The sequence below is a fragment of the Micromonospora sp. NPDC047074 genome, assembly GCF_040643815.1.
GTDB lineage: Bacteria > Actinomycetota > Actinomycetes > Mycobacteriales > Micromonosporaceae > Micromonospora.
The window spans coordinates 94,558-114,750 of sequence record NZ_JBEYVB010000016.1; the positions used below are offsets into that span (position 1 = coordinate 94,558).

General features: G+C 73.6%; 14 protein-coding genes. 3 read left to right on the plus strand and 11 right to left on the minus strand.

All coding sequences use genetic code 11. The features are described from left to right. Positions 1-90: 90 nt before the first annotated feature. The 3 genes from ABZ809_RS20495 to prmC are packed head-to-tail and all read right to left on the minus strand — an operon-like array spanning position 91 to position 2,294. The gene (locus ABZ809_RS20495) at positions 91-702 is read right to left on the minus strand and encodes a phosphotyrosine protein phosphatase (protein ID WP_357564142.1); all 612 of its coding nucleotides are present in this window, start codon (positions 700-702) and stop codon (positions 91-93) included. Continuing rightward, complete coding sequence (locus ABZ809_RS20500; RefSeq protein WP_357564182.1) at positions 703-1,347, minus strand: L-threonylcarbamoyladenylate synthase; 645 nt, start codon at positions 1,345-1,347, stop codon at positions 703-705. Continuing rightward, positions 1,347-2,294, minus strand: a complete 948-nt coding sequence (gene prmC / locus ABZ809_RS20505) for a peptide chain release factor N(5)-glutamine methyltransferase (protein WP_357564143.1) — start codon at positions 2,292-2,294, stop codon at positions 1,347-1,349. Before prmC ends, ABZ809_RS20500 begins: the two co-directional genes overlap by 1 nt. 71 nt (positions 2,295-2,365) lie before the next feature. Between prmC and ABZ809_RS20510 the strand changes: the two genes are divergently transcribed. Beyond that, on the plus strand, positions 2,366-3,916 hold the full coding sequence (locus tag ABZ809_RS20510) for a GGDEF domain-containing protein (RefSeq protein WP_357564144.1): 1,551 nt from the start codon (positions 2,366-2,368) through the stop codon (positions 3,914-3,916). Positions 3,917-3,922: 6 nt separating this feature from the next. Here the strand turns inward: ABZ809_RS20510 and prfA are convergent, their stop codons facing one another. After that, on the minus strand, positions 3,923-5,011 hold the full coding sequence (gene prfA / locus ABZ809_RS20515; RefSeq protein ID WP_357564145.1) for a peptide chain release factor 1: 1,089 nt from the start codon (positions 5,009-5,011) through the stop codon (positions 3,923-3,925). A gap of 102 nt (positions 5,012-5,113) precedes the next feature. Beyond that, positions 5,114-5,338 carry a 50S ribosomal protein L31 gene (gene rpmE, locus ABZ809_RS20520; RefSeq protein ID WP_091628448.1) on the minus strand — a complete coding sequence of 75 codons (225 nt, stop codon included), beginning with the start codon at positions 5,336-5,338 and terminating at the stop codon, positions 5,114-5,116. A gap of 299 nt (positions 5,339-5,637) precedes the next feature. Between rpmE and ABZ809_RS20525 the strand changes: the two genes are divergently transcribed. Continuing rightward, the gene (locus ABZ809_RS20525) at positions 5,638-6,099 is read left to right on the plus strand and encodes an AAA family ATPase (RefSeq protein WP_357564146.1); all 462 of its coding nucleotides are present in this window, start codon (positions 5,638-5,640) and stop codon (positions 6,097-6,099) included. Positions 6,100-6,152: 53 nt separating this feature from the next. On the opposite strand, the gene ABZ809_RS20530 is transcribed toward ABZ809_RS20525, so the two are convergent. The 3 genes from ABZ809_RS20530 to thrB all read right to left on the minus strand — a co-directional run bounded on the left by ABZ809_RS20530 (position 6,153) and on the right by thrB (position 13,666). Further along, positions 6,153-9,647 (minus strand): phosphodiester glycosidase family protein, encoded by a 3,495-nt coding sequence (locus tag ABZ809_RS20530; protein WP_357564147.1) that lies wholly within the window; start codon positions 9,645-9,647, stop codon positions 6,153-6,155. A 639-nt stretch (positions 9,648-10,286) separates the two neighbouring features. Continuing rightward, entirely contained in the window at positions 10,287-12,425 is a 2,139-nt protein-coding gene (gene rho, locus ABZ809_RS20535; RefSeq protein WP_357564148.1) for a transcription termination factor Rho, read from the minus strand. Positions 12,426-12,721: 296 nt separating this feature from the next. Further along, positions 12,722-13,666: a homoserine kinase gene (gene thrB / locus ABZ809_RS20540; RefSeq protein ID WP_357564149.1), complete on the minus strand. Its 945-nt coding sequence runs from the start codon at positions 13,664-13,666 to the stop codon at positions 12,722-12,724. A 159-nt stretch (positions 13,667-13,825) separates the two neighbouring features. Between thrB and ABZ809_RS20545 the strand changes: the two genes are divergently transcribed. Next, the gene (locus ABZ809_RS20545; protein ID WP_357564150.1) at positions 13,826-14,305 is read left to right on the plus strand and encodes a hypothetical protein; all 480 of its coding nucleotides are present in this window, start codon (positions 13,826-13,828) and stop codon (positions 14,303-14,305) included. Positions 14,306-14,317: 12 nt separating this feature from the next. On the opposite strand, the gene ABZ809_RS20550 is transcribed toward ABZ809_RS20545, so the two are convergent. From ABZ809_RS20550 to thrC, 3 genes are all read right to left on the minus strand, one after another. Continuing rightward, the gene (locus ABZ809_RS20550; RefSeq protein ID WP_357564151.1) at positions 14,318-15,562 is read right to left on the minus strand and encodes an MFS transporter; all 1,245 of its coding nucleotides are present in this window, start codon (positions 15,560-15,562) and stop codon (positions 14,318-14,320) included. A gap of 110 nt (positions 15,563-15,672) precedes the next feature. Next, a complete protein-coding gene (locus ABZ809_RS20555; protein ID WP_357564152.1) occupies positions 15,673-18,981 on the minus strand; it encodes an efflux RND transporter permease subunit in 3,309 nt (1,102 codons plus the stop codon). 152 nt (positions 18,982-19,133) lie between these two features. Next, positions 19,134-20,183: a threonine synthase gene (gene thrC, locus ABZ809_RS20560; protein ID WP_357564153.1), complete on the minus strand. Its 1,050-nt coding sequence runs from the start codon at positions 20,181-20,183 to the stop codon at positions 19,134-19,136. Between the last annotated feature and the right edge of the window lie 10 nt (positions 20,184-20,193).

The following is a 20,193-nucleotide window of genomic DNA, read 5'->3' on the forward strand; positions in this document are numbered from 1 at the left end:
GACCCACCCAGAATGGCCTGAAAGACCCTCTTCTCCGCCCCTTTCCCCCAAACCCGCAGGAAACTCACGCGCGGGGGTACCTCGGGCGGGTTACGGCAGGAGCGCGGCGGCGAGCGGGTGGACGGTCTCCTCGATCTCGTCGGCGACCCGGCTGAAGCACTGGTCGCCGCGCCCCCACGGATCGTCGAGATCGTCGGTGGGCAGCGGGGTGGCGTCCTCGCGGGCGGCGTGGGCGGCCTCCACCAGGGCCACGCCGCGGGCGTACACCGCGTCGGGGGTGACCTCGGCCGGCGGCAGCCCGGCGGCGTCCACCCTGGCGAGCAGCCGGCCGAACTCGCCCAGCACGAACGTGCGCGACGCGGCGTCGGGGCGCAGCGCCACCACGTACTCCTGCTGGTCGGCCGTCGCGGTGAGGACGAGGTCGGCGGCGTCGATCTGGTCGGAGCGGAGCTTGCGCGCGGCGAAGCCGGTCACGCTGCCGCCCCGGGTGGTCACCTGGCGGGCCGCCGGCGGGTTCATCTCCTCCCCCGCGTGCCAGCCGCCGGTGCCGGAGCTGTGGCTGTGCAGCAGCTCGTCGGCGCGGGCGGGGTCGACCTCCCGGCGGGCCAGCCGCTCCCCGACGGCCAGGGCCAGCAGCCGCTCGGCCATCGGCGACCGGCAGATGTTGCCCATGCACACGTGCAACACGGTGAACGGAGGCACTCAGACTCCCTGCCCGGTCAGGATGTCGGGCACCACGTCGCGCAGCTTGTCCAGCCCGACGGCGCCCTCGCGGAGGACCCTCGGCACGTCGCCGGTGAGGTCCACGATGGTGCTCGGCACCGGATCCGGGCACGGCCCGGCCTCCAGGTAGGCCCGCACCGAGTAGGCGAGCTGGTCGCGGGCCTCCTCGGCGGTGAGGGCGGCCGGCTGGCCGGACCTGTTGGCCGAGGCGACCGCCATCGGGCCGGTCTCCCGCAACACCTCCAGCGCCACCGGGTGCAGCGGCATCCGCACCGCCACCGTCCCGGAGGTGTCGCCGAGGTCCCAGCGCAGGCTCGGCGAGTGCGTCACGACGATCGTCAGCGCCCCGGGCCAGAACGCCTCCACGAGGTCACGGGCCGCCTGCGGCAGCGAGTAGACCAGACCGTCGAGGGTGTGTCGGGAACCGATCAGCACCGGCGGCGGCGCCTGAGGACCGCCCTTGGCGTCCACCAGGGCCTTGACCGCGTACGGGGTGAACGCGTCCGCGCCGATCCCGTAGACCGTGTCGGTGGGCAGGACGACCAGCTCGCCGTTCTTGACCGCCTCGACGGCAGCGGCGATGCCGCGGTCCCGGTCGGCGGGCGACCGGCAGTCGTAGAGCATCACGAGGAGTCAGTCTGCCACGTCACGTCGGAGACGGCGTGCGGGCCGTCCGCCCGCCGGGACGCCGTCGCGAAGCGGGGCCGCCCGGCCAGATCCGGATGGTCCGCGACCGCCTCGAACCGGCCGTCCGCGGCGAGCAGCGCGGGCACCGTCGCGCCGTGCGTGTCGTCGTGCTCGACGCCGAACACCCCGCCCGGGCGCAGCAGCGCCGCCGCCCGGGCGACCAGCGGGCGGATCACCGAGAGGCCGTCCGCGCCACCGAAGACCGCGCTCGCCGGATCGTGCCGTTCCACCTCGGGGGGCACCGCCACGTCCGACGGCACGTACGGCGGGTTGCAGAGCAGCACGTCGACCCGGCCCACCAGATCGGCGAGCAGGCCGGGGGCGGTGACGTCCGCCGCCACCACCTCGATCGGCCGGTCTCCTGCGGCGGCCCGGGCCGCCGCGTTGCGCCGCAGCCAGGGCAGCGCCGCCGCCGACCGTTCCACCGCCACCACCCGGGCCCCGGGCAGCTCCTGGGCGACCGAGAGGGCGATCGCGCCGGAGCCGCTGCACAGGTCCACCACCAGCCCGGCGCCCAGGCGCCGGCCCTGCGCGATGCCCCAGCCGGCGAGCAGCTCCGTCTCGGGCCGGGGCACGAACACGCCCGGCCCGACGGCCAGCTCCAGGTGCCGGAAGCCGGCGCTGCCCGTCAGGTGCTGCAACGGTTCCCGGTCGATCCGCCGGGCGACCAGCTCGTCGAGCCGGTCGAGCTGGTCGGCGGTCAGGCCGTCGGTTAGCGCCAGCCGGCCCCGGGGCACCGCCAGCACGTACGCGGCCAACTGTTCCGCCTCGGCACGGGCGGAGACGATGCCGGCGTCGGCGAGGGCCCGGGACGCCCGGGCGACCGCCACGGAAGGACGCTGCCGTCTCGTCCCTTCGGACGGGTGTTGCGGCACGGTGCTCACGAGATAATCATGGGGCGTCGCGCTGGACATCACGAGCGGATGCGTCCGGACGCACACGACAGGGAGGTCGCGTGGGTTGGCTCGACCGGGTCACCGACCAGGTTGCCGCCCTGACGCGGGCGCGCGCCCTCCAGGAGTCCAGCCGGTCCGCCGAGGCGTACGCGATCCTCGACCAGGTCATCGCCACCACCTCCGACCCGTACGCGCGGGCCGACGCCCTGGTGCAGCGCCTCTCCGCGGTGATCAACCTCGGCCGGACGGCGGAGTACACCCGGGCCGTCGAGGAGGCCTCCACCGTCGTCCGCGACCTCGCCGAGCCCTACCTGCTCGGGCACCTCAACGCGCTGGCCGCGCTCGCCGCGCACCACCAGGGCGCGCTGGACCGCTGCGTCACCCACCTGGTGAAGGCCGCCCGGGCGCTGGGCGCGGTTCCCGAGCCGGACCGGGACACCGCGTGGGGCTGGCACGACCTCGCGATGGCCTACTCCTACCTCAGCTTCCACGGCTACGCCCTCGGCGCGATCGAGCGGGCCCGGCAGCTCGGCACGGCCGCCGGGATCCCGGAGGAGACCTTCGCCGCCCCCGGCATCCGGCTGCGCAACGCGGTGGCGCTGGACCACAACGGCGACAGCGACGGCTGCCTGCGGGTGCTGCGGGACGTCGCCGCCGACCTCGACCGGTTCCTGCGCAGCGGGCGGGCCGGGAAGCTGCGGCCGAGCAGCCTGGCCGCGTACGGCTACGCGGCCGCCCGGCGGGCGTCCCTCGGCGACCGGCTGGACGTCGACCCGGACGCCGCCCCGGCCCGGCTGCTCGGCCACGGCGGGGACAGCGCCCGGGCCCGGGACATGCGCCAGCTCGGCCAGGTCTGCCTGGCCGTGGCCGAGGGGCGGCCGATCGAGGCGGTCACCCGGCTGGACAGCGTCCAGGTCTCCACCGAGACGCTCGGCGCGGCGGAACCGGCGCGGCTGCGCAGCATCGCCCTGGCCCGCTCCGGCGACCACGCGGGGGCACACCGGGCCGACCGGCTCGCGTTCCGGCTGGCCGCCCAACGCAACGACCGGCTCCGGGACGTCTACATCGACGGCATCGCCGCCCGCATCGACCACGAGGAGATGCGCCGCGAGGCGGCCCGCTTCGAGGGCGAGGCCCTGACCGACCCGCTGACCGGGCTGCCCAACCGGCGCCGGCTGGAGCGCTACATCGCCACGGTGATCGCGCACGGCGACCCCGTGGTGATCGGCGTCTGCGACCTGGACGGCTTCAAGGCGGTCAACACCCGGCACGGGCACCACTCCGGCGACCTGGTGCTCCAGCGGGTCGCCGGGGTGATCAACCGGGTGATGCGCCGGGGTGACTTCGTGGCCCGCTACGGCGGGGACGAGTTCGTGGTGGTGCTCCCCGGCGCCGGGATGGCCGAAGCGGTCGAGGTGGGCCGCCGGATCGACGCCGCCGTACGCACGGAGGACTGGGAGTCGCTGGTGCCCGGCACCCCGGTCGGCGTCAGCGTCGGGTTCGCCGAGGTGGGCGCCACCGGCCCGGGGCTGCGCGACGCGCTCAGCAACGCCTTCCAGGCCGCCGACCGCGAGATGCTCCGCGCGAAGACCCGCCCCCGCGCCTCCTGACCCGGGTCAGCGGCGGGCCAGCTCGGTGTCGCCGGCGAGGCGGGCGGCGCGGTCGGCCTCCGCGAGCGCGTCGAGGACGCCGTCCAGGTCGCCGGCGACCGCCAGGTCCAGGTTGTACGCGGTGTAGCCGATCCGGTGGTCGGTGATCCGGTTCTGCGGGAAGTTGTAGGTGCGGATCCGCTCGGAGCGGTCCACGGTGCGGACCTGGGCCTTGCGGGCGTCCGAGGCGGCCGCGTCGGCCTGCTCCTGGGCCGCCGCCAGCAGCCGGGCACGCAGGATCCGCATCGCCTGCTCCCGGTTCTGCAACTGGGACTTCTCGTTCTGGCAGGACACCACGATGCCGGTCGGGACGTGCGTGATCCGGACCGCCGAGTCCGTGGTGTTCACCGACTGGCCGCCCGGCCCCGACGAACGGAACACGTCGATCCGCAGGTCGTTCGGGTCGATGGTGACGTCGACGTCCTCCGCCTCCGGCAGCACCAGCACACCGGCGGCACTGGTGTGGATGCGGCCCTGCGACTCGGTGACCGGGACGCGCTGCACCCGGTGCACGCCGCCCTCCCACTTGAGCCGGGACCAGACGCCGTTGCCGCCCTCGGGCACGCCCTTGGTCTTGATCGCCAGCGAGACGTCCTTCACGCCGCCCAGATCCGACTCCTGGGCGTCGAGCACCTCGGTGAGCCAGCCGCGCCGCTCGGCGTACCGGGTGTACATCCGCAGCAGGTCGCCCGCGAACAGGGCGGACTCCTCGCCGCCCTCGCCAGCCTTGATCTCGACGATCACGTCCTTGGCGTCGTGCGGGTCGCGCGGGATCAGCAGTTCCGCCAGCCGCTCCTCCAGCGCCGGCAGGCCCGCCGCGATCGACTCCGCCTCGGCGGCGAAGGACGCGTCCTCGGCGGCCAGCTCCCGGGCCGCCGCGAGATCGGCGCGGGCCTGCTCCAGTTCCTCGGCCGCCTTGTGCAGCGGAACCAGCTCGGCGTACCGGCGGCCGACCCGGCGGGCGGTGCCCTGGTCGGCGTGGATGGCCGGGTCCGCCAGCCGCTTCTCCAGCTCGGCGTACTCGTCGAGGAGGGCGGCCAGACGCTCGCTGCTCATGCTGGGGAGGCTCCTTGGGCGACGGGACGGCAGGCTGATCCGGGGCAATACGGACGACGCCCGCGTCCGGCACGAGACCGGACGCGGGCGTCGAACGAGGAGCTACTTGGCCTTCTTGGCCTGAACCTTGGCGTACTTCTGCTGGAACTTCGCCACCCGGCCGGCGGTGTCCAGGACGCGCTGCTTGCCGGTGTAGAACGGGTGGCAGGCGCTGCAGGTCTCGACGTGGATCGAGCCGCCCTTGGCGGTGCTACGGGTGGTGAACGTGTTACCGCAGGAGCAGCTGACCTCGGTGGTCACGTACTCCGGGTGGATGTTGGGCTTCATCTCGCCTCGGTCCTCTCGTGGATGGTCGCCGGGTCGCCGTCGGTATCCGTCGCGGAGCGCGACGGACTCGGGCGTGAACCGGAACCGGTGGCCGATTGACCAGTGTGCCATGGGCGTGCGCCGGCCCGGCAATCGGGCCGCACGGCTGGTCCGGCATCGACAACGTCCGCCGCACCTGCCGCATTCCCGCCGCCCGGCCGGGCATTCACCGGCACGGCCACCGTCGGGGGCCGTACCCCGTCCGGGGCACGGTGAGGCGGCCGGGGCCGGCCCGCCGGGACACACGAACGGAGGACGCGATGGCCCGCCTGATCGCCACCCGGGGGCTGCCCGCCTCCGGCAAGACCACGTTCGCCCGGACGCTCCAGCCGTCCGTCGTCCGGGTCAACCGGGACGACCTGCGCCGGATGCTGCACGGCGAGCGGCTGTTCACCCAGTGGGCGGAGTGGCAGGTCACCGTCGTGCAGCGGGCCCAGGTGGAGGCGCTGCTGCGGGCCCGGGCCGACGTCTGCGTCGACGACACCAACCTGCGGTCGAGGACTCTGCGCGACTGGGCCGACCTGGCCGCCCGGCACGGCGCCGAGTTCGAGGTGCACGACTTCACGGACGTGCCGCTGGCGGAGTGCCTGCGCCGCGACGCCGCCCGCCCCGAGGCCGACCGGGTCGGCGAGGCGTGGATCCGCCGACTGCACGAGCGCTACCTGGAGGGCCGTACGCTGCCGCTGCCCGTGCCGCAGGCCCGCACGGGGCGGTGCGTGTAAGGAAGGGCACCTTCCTATCGCGTACGCGATAGGAAGGTGCCCTTCCTTACATCTCAGGCGGCGGGAGCCGCGGCGGCCGTCAGGGTGATCGTCGCCTCGGCGTGCGCGCCGTTGACCGCGACGGCCAGCTTGACCTGCGCGCCGGGGCGCAGGGCGGTGAGCTTGCCGGTGGCCGGGTCGAAGCGGGCCACGTGCCAGGGCTTCAGCCCGAGGATCGAGCCGACGTGCACGTTCGGCGAGCCGGACCAGTCCGCGCTCACCGGCGCCGCCACCGGCACCGTACGCCCGCCCGGCTGGGTCACCGCGGCGGTGACCGTCGCCGGGATACCGACCGCCACGCTGGCCGGGGCGGCCAGCGTGAGCGCGTCGACGTGCGCGTGGGTCTCGGCGCTGACCCAGCGCGGGCCCTCGACGAGGGGGTTGATGCGGGCCAGCGCGGCCTCGGCCGGAGTCACCGGGTCCACCCCGAACTCCGTCCAGCCGGTGAAGCCGCCCTGGTCGGCCGGCGTGGAGGGGTTCTTGCCCGCGTTGCCGTTGATCAGGTACGGCACCCCGTCGACCCGGTCGGCGTGGAAGGTGCCGACGTGCCCGCCGACGAACGCCGCGCCCTTGCCGGTGCGGTGCTGGAAGTCGGCCAGCCACTGCTCCAGCAGCGCCGCCTCCTTCCGGTCGCCGAGCTGGCTGGCCTTGGCCGGGCTCGGGTCGCGCGGCGGGTGGTGGTGCAGCACGACCACCGAGCCGACGGCCGGGTCACCGGCCGCCGAGTCGAGCGCCTCGCGCAGCATCCGCACCTGGTCGAAGCCGCCGCCGCGCAGCGAGCCGGTCGACGAGTTCAGCGTCACGAACCGGGTGCCCTTGTGGTCGAAGGTCCGTTCGGTGGCGCCGAAGGCGGCCCGGAAGTTGGCGATCGGGGCGCCCATGATCTCGTGGTTGCCGGGCACGTAGTAGTAGGGCACCTCCCCGCCCAGCTCCTCGTCCAGGATCCGCTTGGCCAGCGCGAAGTCGGCCGGGTAGGCGGTGTCCACGAAGTCGCCGTTGATCACCAGGAAGTCCGGGTTCGCCGCCTTGACCTCGCGGAGCGTACGGCGGGCCTGGGCGACCAGGTCGCTGTCCGGGTTCGCCGCGACGAACTGCGCGTCGGACAGGACGGCGAAGCGCCAGGGCGCGCCGTCCACCGTGCCGTCGCGCAGCACCACCCGGTCGGTACGCGGCTTCTCGGCCGGCACGTCGACAGTGGGCGGCACCTTCGCCACCAGCTCGTCGATGATCACCTCGCTGCGGTACTGCGCGGCGGCGTTGGTCTCGGCCACGTAGAACCGCCTGACCCGCACCGGGTACTGCACGCCGGCCGGTACGGCGAGCTCGACGTACTTCCAGCCCGTCCAGGTGATCAGCGGGCCGCGGAGCACGTGCTGGGTGTCCTGCGCGTCGTGCAGGTGCAGGCTGGGCCACTCCCCCGTGCCGTTGCCGTGGATCCACATGCCGAACGCCTGCGGCTGGCCGGGCACCGTGATCCAGGCCGGCGGGTCGGCGTACGCGGCTCGGGTGCCGGTGGACTGGCTGAAGTCGTACGTCATCTTCAGGCCCGTGCCGGTCCGGCCGGGCGCGGGCGCGACCGCGCCGCTGGCCCGGGCCTGGCTGAACTTCCAGGCCGCCGCGTCGTCGAAGTTGGCCACCGGCACGTCGGTGAGTCCGACGGTGACCGGCAGGACGGTGCTGCTCCGGCCGACGTGGACGGTGACCAACGCCGAGCCGGTGTCCCGCAGGGCGGTGACGGCGAGGTTGCCGTCGGCGGTCGGGGTGATCTTCAGCAGGTCCTTGTCGTAGTCGAGCCGCAGGTCGGCGGGCTCGATCGGCGCGGTGTTGCCCTCGGCGTCGTAGCCGACCACGCCGAACAGCGCGCTGCCCTGCGCGCCGGTCAGGCCGACCCGCTCCACGGTGGAGTCGATCCGGGCCAGCGGCCCGAGCACGGTCAGGTCGAGGGTGCCCTGGGCCTCGTCCCGCGAGGCGGTGACCGTGGTGCGCCCAGGCAGGAGGGCCCGGAAGCGGCCCTGGCTGTCGACGATGCCGTGCACCGCCGGGTTGGCCCGCCACGTCGGCGCGCCGGCCGCCGGGCCGTACGTCTCGTCGTGACCGGCGGCGGTGAGCCGTCGGGTCAGGCCGGGGAAGACCCGGTCGGGCCGCCCGCCGCGCACCGGCGCGACGCCCGGCGCGGTGGTCGGGTCGCTGGCGGTCTCCAGCCAGTACCCGGTGAGCCGGCCGCTGCCCTTCGGCGCGTAGATGGCCAGGCCGTTGGGCACGGCCCGCTCGCTGCCGTCGGACGGGCTGTTCTCCACCTGCACGGCCGCCGCGCCCGGCTCCCGGGCGAGCAGCGTCGAGGAGCCGCCGCCGTCGAGGTTGAGCGCGTGGTGCGCGCCGAGTTCGGCCATCATGCGGCCCATCTCGGTCAGGGTGACGCCACGGCTGTCGACCTGCCGGCCGTCCACCGTCAGCATGATCATCCGGCGGCCGTCGGCGGAGAAGCCGACCGACGTGCGCGGGGCCAGCGACGCGTCGGCGATGCTCTGCACCACACCGTCGCGGACCAGCACGTGGCTGCCCCCGACTGCCGCGTGCAGGCTGCTGCCGTCGGACGCCTTGGGCTGGTAGGCGACCGTCACCGGGTCGCCGGGCCGCAGGCCGGCGAGGGCGTCCGCGCCGGCGTCGCGGCCGAGCAGCACGGTGGTGCCGGCCGGGACCGGTCCGCTGCCGGCCGTGCCGGCGACGGTGGCGACGCGGCCGTCGACCACCGTGACCTCCGTGACGCGGGCGGCGCCGAGGACCGCACGTTCCCGGGTGTACGACCCCCAGAGCGCGGTGAACACGCCGATCCCGTTCGCCTGGATCATGTTGTTGAACTGGGTCAACGCCACCGGACCGGTGGGCAGCGTCGCGGTGCCGTCGAAGTTCACCTCGATCACCCGGCCGAGGCCCTCGGTGGTGATCGCGACGGCGTTGCGGTGCCCGCTGACCGCGGACTGGACCAGCTCGCCGTCGCGGATACCGATGCCCTGGGCCGCGCCGGAGTTGTTGATGTCGAAGAAGTCGCCGTTGACCGCGGCGACCGCGCGGGAGGCGTCGACCGCACCGCGCAGCGGCTCGGCCCGGCTGACCGCGCCGGAGTTGACGTAGTCCACGGTGACGCCGCCGGTGAGGTCGGCGGTGAGCGCGTCGGCGCGCAACCAGCCGTCGGCGTCGTACCGGTCGAAGGAGGTCAGGTCGAGCCCCGGGGCGACCGGGCGGGTGGTCTTCGCGGTCTCCAGCCCGCCGGCCGGCTCGACGCCGGTCGGGGCCCCGGCGGCCGACGTGCTCGCCGCCAGGTCGCTGGCGAGCGTCACGGAGCCGGAGGGGTGCGAGGACGCGCGTGGCGCGTCCTCGGCAGCGGTGACGGAGGGATCGGTGGCCGGAGTCGGCGCACCGGCGCTCGCCGGCACGGTGCCGGCCATGGTGAGCAGCGGCGTCAGCAGCAGGACACCTGCGAGCCGGGAGGATCGTCTGCGGGTACGCATGGGCGACAGTCAACCGGATCGTGAATAGAAGTTTCAATACCCGCCAGCCAAAGCGAAGGAAAACTCCACCCTTCCGGCTGCCGTCCCCACCGCCCCCTGGCTGGCCCTCCGGGGCGGCCCTCCGGGGCGGCGGCCCTCCGGGACGGTCCTCCGGGACGGTCCTCCGGGGCGGCCCTCCGGGGCGGCCCTCCGGGGCGGCCCTCCGGGGTCGCCTCCCACTCCGCGAACCACACCACCAATGTCCACCACGGCAGCCACGGAGAGTGGCCAACCTCGACCGCCACACCCTCCCGTCGCTTCCCCTTTGCTCTGCAGCCACATACGCACCGGGCACGCTATGTAAGCGGTGCGCATGTGGCTGCAGAGCAAAGGGGCCGGGAAGAGCGGGGCGGCACGATCCGGCCGTCCGGCAAAACTGCTGGTCAGGCGTTCTTGACGGCGAAGGGCGGGCGGAAGGGCTCGCCGCGCGACTGCCGGCAGCTACCCAGAGTCACTTCAAAGACGCGGCGCAGGGGAGGTTACCGACCGTCATCGACGCCGGCTCGCACCGACACCGCGGGGCGAAGGAACGAGAGTGGAAACGAGAGAAGGGCACGGCCTCATGGCCGTGCCCTTCTCTCTCGTCTCACCCGGGAAGGGTCACTCCCCCGGCGTCGACTTCGCGATCTGCATCAGGAACTCGATGTTGGTACGGGTCTGCTTGAGCTTGTCGAGCAGCAGGTCCAGCGCCGCCTGCGAATCCAGCGAGTGCAGGACCTTGCGGAGCTTGTGGATGATGGCCAACTCCTCCGGCGCGAGCAGGATCTCCTCCTTGCGCGTGCCGGACGGGTGGATGTCGATGGCCGGGAAGGTCCGCTTGTCGGCGATCTTCCGATCCAGCTTCAGTTCCGCGTTGCCGGTGCCCTTGAACTCCTCGAAGATGACCGTGTCCGCCATGGATCCGGTCTCCACCAGCGCGGTGGCGAGGATGGTCAGCGAGCCGCCGTTCTCGATGTTGCGGGCCGCTCCCAGGAAGCGCTTCGGCGGGTAGAGCGCGGTGGAGTCGATACCACCCGACATGATCCGGCCGCTGGCCGGCGCCGCCAGGTTGTACGACCGACCGAGACGGGTCACCGAGTCGAGCAGCACGACCACGTCGTGGCCCAGCTCGACCAGGCGCTTGGCCCGCTCGATCGCCAGCTCCGCCACCGTGGTGTGGTCCTGCGGCGGACGGTCGAACGTCGCCGCGATGACCTCACCCTTCACCGACCGCTGCATGTCGGTGACCTCTTCGGGCCGCTCGTCCACCAGCACCACCATCAGGTGGCACTCCGGGTTGTTGTGCGTGATCGCGTTCGCGATGGCCTGGAGCACCATCGTCTTACCCGCCTTCGGCGGCGACACGATCAGCGCACGCTGGCCCTTGCCGAGCGGCATGACCAGGTCGATGACCCGGGTGGTGAGGATGTGCGGCTCGGTCTCCAGGCGCAGCCGCTCCTGCGGGTAGAGCGGGGTCAGCTTGTAGAACTCCGGCCGGCGCTTGGCCTCGTCCGGCTCCATCCCGTTGATGGTGTCCAGCCGCACCAGCGGGTTGTACTTGTCCCGCCGCTGCTCGCCGTCGCGCGACGCGCGCACCGCACCGGTGATGGCGTCACCGCGCCGCAGGCCGTACTTCTTGATCTGCGACATCGAGACGTAGACGTCGTTCGACCCGGCCAGGTAGCCGGTGGTCCGGACGAAGGCGTAGTTGTCGAGCACGTCGATGATGCCGGCCACCGGGACGAGCACGTCGTCCTCGCCGACCTGCGGCTCGCGCCCGCCCGTGTCGCGGCCGCCGCCGTCCTCGGCCCGCTCGCCGCGGCCCCGGCGACGGTCCCGGAACCGGCTGCGCCGGCCACGCCGGCCGCCGCTCTCGTCGTCGTCGCCGTCGTTGTCGCGCTCGACGCGCTGCCCCCGGTCACCGCGCTCGTTGCGGTCGTTACGGTCGCCCCGCTCGGCACGCTCGTTGCGGTCGCCCCGCTCGGCACGGTCGCCCCGCTCGTTGCGGTCGGCACGATCGCCCCGCTCGGCACGGTCGCCCCGCTCGACACGGTCGCCCCGCTCGACACGGTCGCCCCGCTCGACACGGTCGCCCCGCTCACCGCGCTCGGCACGGTCGCCCCGCTCGGCACGATCGCCCCGCTCACCGCGCTCGGCACGATCGCCCCGCTCGGCACGCTCACCGCGCTCGGCACGGCCACGGCCCTCGGCCCGGTCGGCACGCTCGCCGGCCTCGGCCTCGTCCGCGCGCGGCTCCGCGGGACGGGCCTCCGCGGCCCGCGCCTCAGCGGGACGGGTCTCCGCAGCACGGGTCTCCGCGGGACGAGCCTCAGCGGCACGAGCCTCGGCGGCGGCGGCCCGGCTGCGCCGGGTCCGGCTGCGGCCCTCAGTCTCGGCAGCCGCCGGCTCCGCCTTGGGCTGCTCCGCGGTGCGTCGCTCGGCCGCCGGCCGCTCGGTGGTCTCGCGGACCTCGGCGTGGACCTCCTCACGGGCGGGAGCGGCAGCGGCCGCGACCTCGGCCCGTGGTCGAGGGGTCCCGGCGGCGGCGCCGCCCTGCCGCTCGGAGATCGCGCTGATCAGCTCGCCCTTACGCATGCGAGCCGTGCCCGAGATGCCGAGCGACGCGGCCAGGCTCTGCAGCTCCGGCAGCAGCATCGCCGACAGGCCGGTGCCGCTGCGCCGACGACGGGCGGGGGCGGCGGTGGTGGCATCGCCAGCGACGTTGGAAACATCCGACGTCACGTCGGTGGTGTCGCTCAATGGATTCCTTCCCTCGATAGGCCGGGACTGCCCGGAGTCGAAAACAAGGTGGCCGGGCGGCCTCGGTGCACCCGCCTCGCATGGACGCGTCGCGGGAGTCTGTGACACAGCAGCCGGTCGGTTTCCCGACTCACCAAACGTCGGTGAGCAGGTCTCGCCGTCTGCGGCGACCTGTGAAGACTGCGGTGCGGCGTGGGCCTAGGCAGGGGTGACGGGCTGACCGCCGAAAGCTTCGGGGGTGCGCCGACCCGCAGGGAGATCGCATGCTTCGCGGCTGTGCTAAGTCTAGAGCGTAATCAACTCTTCCGACCTGCGGCAACAGGGTCCCGCTCTGCGTGTCCCAGTCTACCCCGGGCAACCTGTGCCCCGTGCCCGTCTGGATCCAACCGCCAGACCTGCCAACCTGTTCCCGGATCAAAGCCCTCAGGCGGCTCGGTCAGGGCCAGAACGGTCGGCCCCGCCCCACTGATCACAGCCGCCACACCAGCCGCACGCAGCGCTTTCACCAGTGTGGCACTACCCGGCATGCCGTCCGCGCGGTAGTCCTGGTGCAGCCGGTCGACGGTGGCCGGCAGCAGCAGACCCGGGTCGGTCGTCAACGCGTGCACCAGCAGTGCGGAGCGGCCGGCGTTCAGCGCCGCGTCGGCATGGGGCACGGTGGCGGGCAGCGCGGCCCGCGCGGTCGCGGTGAGGCCGCGCTCCGCCGGCACGAAGACCGTCGGCCGTACGCCGTCGGCGACCGGCAGCGACACCGCCCGGGCACCCGACGGCTCCGTCCAGGCCAGGGTGAAGCCGCCGAGCAGACACGGGGCCACATTGTCCGGGTGACCCTCGATCTCGGCGGCGAGCCGCAGCACGGCGGCGGCGTCGAGCCGGTCCTCGCCGTCGGTCACCAGCGCGCGGGCCAGCAGCACCCCGGCCACGATCGCGGCGGACGAGGAGCCCAGCCCGCGGGCCTGCGGGATGCGGTTGACGCACTCGACCGCCAGCCCCGGCGGCTGCCCGCCGAGCGCCTCGAAGGCGGCCCGCATGGCGCGGACGACGAGGTGCCGGTCGTCGGCCGGCAACTCGCCGGCACCCTGCCCGGTCACGGCCACCGTGACCCCCTCCGGTGTCACCTCGGCGACCAAGTCGTCGTGGAGTGCCAGGGCGAGTCCCAGGGCGTCGAAGCCGGGCCCCAGGTTGGCGCTGGTGGCGGGAACCCGGACCCGGACCGGGCCGGAGCTGAATGTCGTCGGCACGCGCTCATGCTAGGGCTCCGTACCGGCGGCACGGACCTCCACCCGCCGGATGGGACGGCTCCCGGCGGCCGTCTCCACCGGACGGTGACGCATGCGCCGGTCCGTTAGCCTGACCCCGACGGGCCGGCGGCTGGGGGCAGGATGCGCAATTTCGGGTACGTGGCGACGACCGCCATCTTCCAGGCACCCACGGTGCTGGTGCTGGTGATCGGTCTCGTCCTGGCCACGACGGCCGGGCGCCGGCTGCCCCGACCGGCCCGGCTGCTGACCTTGTCCGGGCTCGGCGTGCTGCTGCTCGGCACCATGCTCAGCCTGGCGTGGACCCTGCTGCTGCCTGAACTGCTCAGCTCCGTCCGGGGCCGGTCCAACTTCCAGCTGCTGAGCCTGACCATGAACGGGCTGCTGGCCCTGACGTACCCGCTCGGGGTGGGCCTGCTGATCGCGGCCGTGCTGACCGGGCGGCGGGCAAGCGGCGCGGAGGCGGGCCCCTCCGGCGGCGGCCAGCCGGTGCCGGGCGGCCAGCCGGTGCCGCCGGCCGGCCCGGGATGGGGCGCGGACGGCGGCGCCCACGTCCCGGCTCAGTGGGGCGGCCGGTCCCAGCCGGACGGGCCGGCGGACGCCGGGGCTGGCCGGCTCTGACCGGCGGCCGGTTCAGCGGACGGCGCCCGGGGCGGGCTGCGCGGCCGGCTCGGTGAGGGAGAGCCGGCGGGTGGCGATCCGCCAGCCGATCGCGTAGACCACCGTGACCAGGCCGCAGCTGGCCAGCACCACCCTCTCGTCCACCGTGTCCACCACGGCGGCCACCGCGAGCTGGCTGACCGAGATGGCCAGGGTCGCCAGCATCATGTCGGTGGCGAAGACGCGGCCCCGTAGCCGGTCCGGCACCTCGCCCTGGAGGGCGAAGTTCGACATCACCCAGTTGCTTCCCCCGGCGAAGTGCGCGACGAAGACCAGGGCCAGCACCAGGGGGAACCAGGTGACGACCGAGGTGCCGAGGTAGGCCAGGCCGTAGAGGGACATCGACAGGGCCAGCCCGGGCAGCAGCCAGGCCCGGTTGGTCAGTACCCGGCGCATCAGGATCGGGCCGACCAGCGCCCCCGCCCCCCGCACGGCGAAGAGCAGCCCGGCGCCCAGCGGGCCCACGCCGTACACCGCCGCGAGCAGCGGGAACACCGTCAGCACGCCGTTGCCCAGGCCGACGGCCGACTTCACGGTGACCAGCGCCAGCACCCTCGGCCGGTGCCCGATGTAGCTGAGTGCCTCGTGGATCGCGGGCCAGGTCCGCTGCGCCGGTCGGCCGGCGTCGCGGGGCGCCTGCAACGGCCGGCGGATCAGCATGGCCAGGCCCCCGGCGACGACCAGGCCGACCGCCGCCACCCAGAAGCAGACGTACGGGCCGAAGGCGGCGCTGAGCACCCCGCCGAGGGACGCTCCGACGATGGTCATCGTGCCCCAGGCCGAACCGGCGACAGCGTTGCCGGCGGCCAGTTCGTCGGGGTCGAGCACGTTGGGCAGGGCGGCCTGGGCCGCTGGCGAGTAGAACGCCTTGGCGACCGCAACCACGCCGATGCCGGCCATCGCGAGCCAGGCGGTACCGGCGCTGCGCACCCCGAGCAGGAGGAGCACGCCGAGCAGGGCTGCGGCGTTCGAGATGATCATGATCTTCCGCCGGTCGAACCGGTCGGCGATCGTGCCCGTGTACGGCAGGAGCAACGCCACGACGCCGGTGTCGACGGCGAGCACCAGAGCACCCCACACGCCGCTGCCGGTCAGCTCCGGCAGCAACACCAGCAGCGGCACCATGACGAACCAGTCGGCGCCGAAGACCAGCAGCTCGGCGAGGAACAGGTGGCGGAAGTTCCGGTTGCGGGTGAGAACCGAGGCGGTGGACGGCACGCCCGGACCCTACCGGGCGGCGACCGGCGAACCAGATCGACGGCGGGTACCCGACCGAACGCGAACGCCCCCGACGGACGGGTCCGTCGGGGGCGTTCGCGTACGTGCCGTTACTCGGCCGGCGGCAGCGGGGACTTGCGGCTCTTCGGCAGCCGCAGCACCTCGAACTGGTCGGTGCCGTCCACGAGCGCGCCCGACGGCGCCGGCCGCGCCGCCGGAGCGTCGGCGGCCTGTGCCTCGCCGGCGGCTGCGGGGCCACCGACGGGGACCGGGGTCGGCTCGGCGGCGGGCGTCCCGCCGGTGTCGCCGGTGGCTCCGCCGTCACCCGCCGGCTCGGCCGGGGCCGACCCGCCCGAGCGGCGCGCCCGCCGGGCCCGGAACGACTCCTTGGTGTTCTCCGCCATCGCGTACAGCGTCGGCACCAGGATCAGCGTGAGCAGCGTCGAGCTGAGCAGACCGCCGATCACCACGATCGCCAGCGGCTTGGAGATGAAGCCGCCCTCCCCGGTGAGGCCGAACGCCATCGGCAGCAGCGCGAAGATGGTGGCGACCGCCGTCATCAGGATCGGCCGCAGCCGGCGCCGGCCGCCCTCGACCACCGCCTCCTGGACCCTCATGCCCTGGGCCCGGTACTGGTTGACGAGATCCAGTAGCACGATCGCGTTGGTCACCACGATGCCGACCAACATGAGCACGCCGATCAGCGCCGGCACGCCCATCGGGGTGCCGGTGGCCAGCAGCAGACCGATGGCGCCGGTCGCCGCGAACGGGATGGAGATCAGCAGGATCAGCGCCTGGACCAGGCTGCGGAACGTCGCCACCATGATCAGGAAGACGATCGCGATGGCCGCGAGCACCGCCAGGCCCAGGTCCGCGAAGGCCTCCTCCTGGTCGGCGCTGACTCCGCCGATCTCGAAGCTCGCCCCCTGCACATCGATGCCGTCCAGCTTCTTCTGCAGCTCCTGGCTGATGGCGCCGAGGTTCGAGCCGGTGGCCGTACCGGTGACGGTGACGCTGCGCTCGCCGTTGATGCGGCTCACCTGCTGCGGGCCCTCGGTCTCGGTGACATCGGCGATGTCGTCGAGCTTCACCGGCCCGACCGGCAGGGCACGCAGCTCCGCCACGGAGACCGGCGGCTTGGCCGCGAACCGCAGCACCACGTCCCGCTGCCCCTCGTCCAGCGTCACCTGGCCGAGCGGCGCGCCCCGGAAGGCCTGGGCCACCAGCTGACCGACCGCTGCCTCGGTGAGCCCGACCCGGCCGGCGGCGACCCGGTCGACGGTGACCTCGACGCGTGGCACCCGCGCGGCGAGGCTGGTCGAGACGTCCTCGACGCCCTCCAGCCCGTCCATCGCCGACTTGACCTCTTCGGCGGCCCGGTTCAGCGCCGCCGGGTCGGCACCCTGGACGATGACCTGGAGCTGGTTGGCCGCCGCTCCGCCCTGCCCGCCGCCGAAGCTGATCTCGCCGACAGCCTCGCCCAGCGCGTCGAACTCACGGCGCAGGGTCTCCTGCATCTCCTTGGCGTCGGTGCCCTCGCCGAGGGCCAGCGACCAGCTGGCGACGTTGTTGCCGCCGCCGCCGGTGAACGGGTTGTCCCCGGCCCCCGCCGTCACCTGGTACGTCTCGACGTCCTCGGTCCGCTCCAGCACCGCCTCGACCTGGCGGGCCGCCGCGTCGGTGCCGGCCAGCCCGGTGCCCGCCGGCAGCTCCTGCGTGATGCTCAGGGTGTCCTGGCCGGAGTCGTCGATGAAGTTTGTCTCCAGTTGGCTCGACAGGCCGAAGGTGCCGAGCAGGACGAGCATGCCGAGCCCCAGCGTGATCCACCGGGTGCCCCGCTTACGGGTCGCGAACCCGATCACCGGCAGGTACGCCCGCTGCAACGGGTTGCGCAGTTCCTTCTCCTCCGCCTCCCGGCGCACCGCGGCGTCGTCCGCCGTGCCGTCGGAGGGCTTGAGGAACCAGTACGCCAGCACCGGGATGACGGTCAGCGAGACCAGCAGCGAGGCGAGCAGGGCCACCGTGACGGTGATCGCGAACGGCGCGAAGAGCTGCCCGACGAAGCCGCCCACCAGCGCGATCGGCGCGAAGACGGCGACCGTGGTGAGGGTGGAGGCGGTCACCGCGCCGGCCACCTCGCGGACGCCGGTGAGGATCGCCTGCCGCTTCGGCTCGCCGTACTCCAGATGTCTCTTGATGTTCTCCAGCACGACGATCGAGTCGTCGACCACCCGGCCGACCGCGATGGTGAGCGCGCCGAGGGTGAGCAGGTTGAGCGAGTAGTCGCCGACCCAGAGGGCGAGCAGGGCGACCACCACCGAGAGCGGGATGGAGACCGCGGTCACCACGGTGGACCGGACCGACAGCAGGAAGACCAGGATGACCACGACGGCCATGACCAGGCCCAGCAGGCCCTCGGTGGTCAGGCTCTCGATCGACTTCTCGACGAACGGCGCCTGGTCGAAGACGATGGTCAGCTCGGCGCCGGACGCCTCCCGCAGGTCGGCCAGCCGGTCGCGGATCTCGTGGGAGATCTCCACCGCGTTGCCGTCCGGGGCGGCGGTGATCGCGATGCCGAGGCTGTCCTTGCCGTTGGTACGCGTGATCGCGGTGGCCGGGGCGAGCTGCTGCTCGACGGTGGCCACGTCGCCGAGGCGGACGGGTGCCGCCCTGCCCGTAGCGGGTGCCACCACGACACCGCGCAGGTCGTCCAGCGTGGCCAGGCGGGTGCCGACCTGCACCGGGAGCGCGCGGGTGCCGTCGGTCACCGCGCCGGCCGGGATCGTCACGCCGTTGGTCCGCAGCGCCTCACCGAGGGCGGTCGGCGCGAGCTTCGCCGCCGCCAGCTTCGCCGGGTTCGGGGTGACCACCACGACGTCGTCCTGGGCACCGGTCAGGTCGACCGACCGCACCCCCTCGATCGCCTCCAGCTCGGAGACGACCGTGGCGCGCAGCTTCTCCGCGAGGGCCCGCTGGTCGGCACCGCCGGAGGCGGCGAGCACCACGGCCGGCAGGTCGTCGGTGCTGCCCGCGATGACCTGCGGGTCGACTCCCGCCGGCAGTTGGGCGTCGATCCGGCTGAGCGCGGTCTGCATCTTGTTGACCACGTCGTCCAGGTCGGTGCCGAACTCGAACATGACCTGGACCGTCGTCACGCCCTCACGGGAGGTCGAGGTGACCTCCTCCAGCCCGGGGATGCCCTGGAGGCTGTTCTCGATCGGCTCGGTGACCTGCGACTCGACGACCTCCGGCCCGGCACCGGGGTAGGGCGCCACGATGAACGCGGCCGGGAACTCCAACGACGGCAGGAGCTGCTGCTTCAGTGACGGTACGGCGAACACTCCGAACAGCGTGGTCACCACCGCGATGAGGGCGATCAGCCCTCGGTTGGCGAGGCTGAATCTGGCGAGCAGCGACATCGGCGAGGCTCACTCCTGGAAGAAAGGGTGATTGGCGGGGTACGAATTCTCCCTCACCCCGTCAGATCGCCCTTGGCCGGCCCTGCCCTCGTCCCACCCACAGGACCGACCGCCGGGCGGGGCGGCGGCCCGGCAGGCAACCGCCGGTGCGCTCAGGCGAGGTCGAGGCAGCGCGCGGCGGCCAGCGGGTCGTTGGCGATGGTGGTGGGCGCCGGGGCGGTGGAGATGGCCCACTCCGGGTCCTTCAGGCCGTGGCCGGTGACCGTGCAGACCACCGTCGAGCCGGCCGGGATCCGGCCGGCGGCGGCCTGCTGGAGCAGGCCGGCCACGCTGGCCGCGCTGCCCAACTCGACGAACACCCCGACCTCACGGGCCAGCAGCCGGTACGCGGCCAGGATCTCCCGGTCGGTGACGGCGGAGATCAGACCGCCGGAGGCGTCCCGGGCGTCCAGTGCCCTGGTCCAGCTCGCCGGGTTGCCGATCCGGATGGCGGTGGCGATCGTGGACGGCTCCCGGACCACCTCGCCGCTGACGATCGGTGCCGCGCCGGCTGCCTGGAAGCCGTACATCTTCGGGGCCCGGGTGGCGTTGCCGTCCCGCAGTTCCTCGGAGTAGCCCATCCAGTAGGCGGAGATGTTGCCGGCGTTGCCGACCGGCAGGCAGTGGATGTCGGGGGCGTCACCCAGCGCCTCGACGATCTCGAACGCGGCCGTCTTCTGGCCGTGCAGCCGGTCGATGTTGACGGAGTTGACCAGGGCGACCGGGTAGTCCTGGGCGAGCTTCGCGGCCAGCGACAGGCAGTCGTCGAAGTTGCCGGTGACCTGGAGCAGCTTCGCGCCGTGCACGAGCGCCTGGGCCAGCTTGCCCAACGCGATCTTGCCCTGCGGCACGAGCACCGCACAGGTCAGGCCGGCGCGGGCCGCGTACGCCGCCGCGGAGGCACTGGTGTTGCCGGTGGAGGCGCAGATGATCGCCTTGTTGCCGGCCTCGACCGCCTTGGAGACCGCGAGCGTCATGCCCCGGTCCTTGAACGAGCCGGTCGGGTTGGCCCCCTCCACCTTCAGGTGCACGTCACAGCCGAGCCGGGCGGAGAGCACCGGCGCCGGCAGCAGCGGGGTGTTCCCCTCGTGCAGGGTCACGACCGGGGTGGCGTCGGTGACCGGCAGCCGGTCCCGGTACGCGTCGATCAGACCCCGCCACATGTCGTTCTCC

Excerpts from the sequence above, each read along its gene's own strand:
- ABZ809_RS20500 (WP_357564182.1), bottom strand. The coding sequence starts at position 1,347 with ATGCTCTACGACTGCCGGTCGCCCGCCGACCGGGACCGCGGCATCGCC.
- prfA (WP_357564145.1), bottom strand. The coding sequence starts at position 5,011 with ATGAGCAGCGAGCGTCTGGCCGCCCTCCTCGACGAGTACGCCGAGCTG.
- rpmE (WP_091628448.1), bottom strand. The coding sequence starts at position 5,338 with ATGAAGCCCAACATCCACCCGGAGTACGTGACCACCGAGGTCAGCTGC.
- ABZ809_RS20525 (WP_357564146.1), top strand. The coding sequence starts at position 5,638 with ATGGCCCGCCTGATCGCCACCCGGGGGCTGCCCGCCTCCGGCAAGACC.
- ABZ809_RS20530 (WP_357564147.1), bottom strand. The coding sequence starts at position 9,647 with ATGCGTACCCGCAGACGATCCTCCCGGCTCGCAGGTGTCCTGCTGCTG.
- ABZ809_RS20555 (WP_357564152.1), bottom strand. The coding sequence starts at position 18,981 with ATGTCGCTGCTCGCCAGATTCAGCCTCGCCAACCGAGGGCTGATCGCC.
- thrC (WP_357564153.1), bottom strand. The coding sequence starts at position 20,183 with ATGTGGCGGGGTCTGATCGACGCGTACCGGGACCGGCTGCCGGTCACC.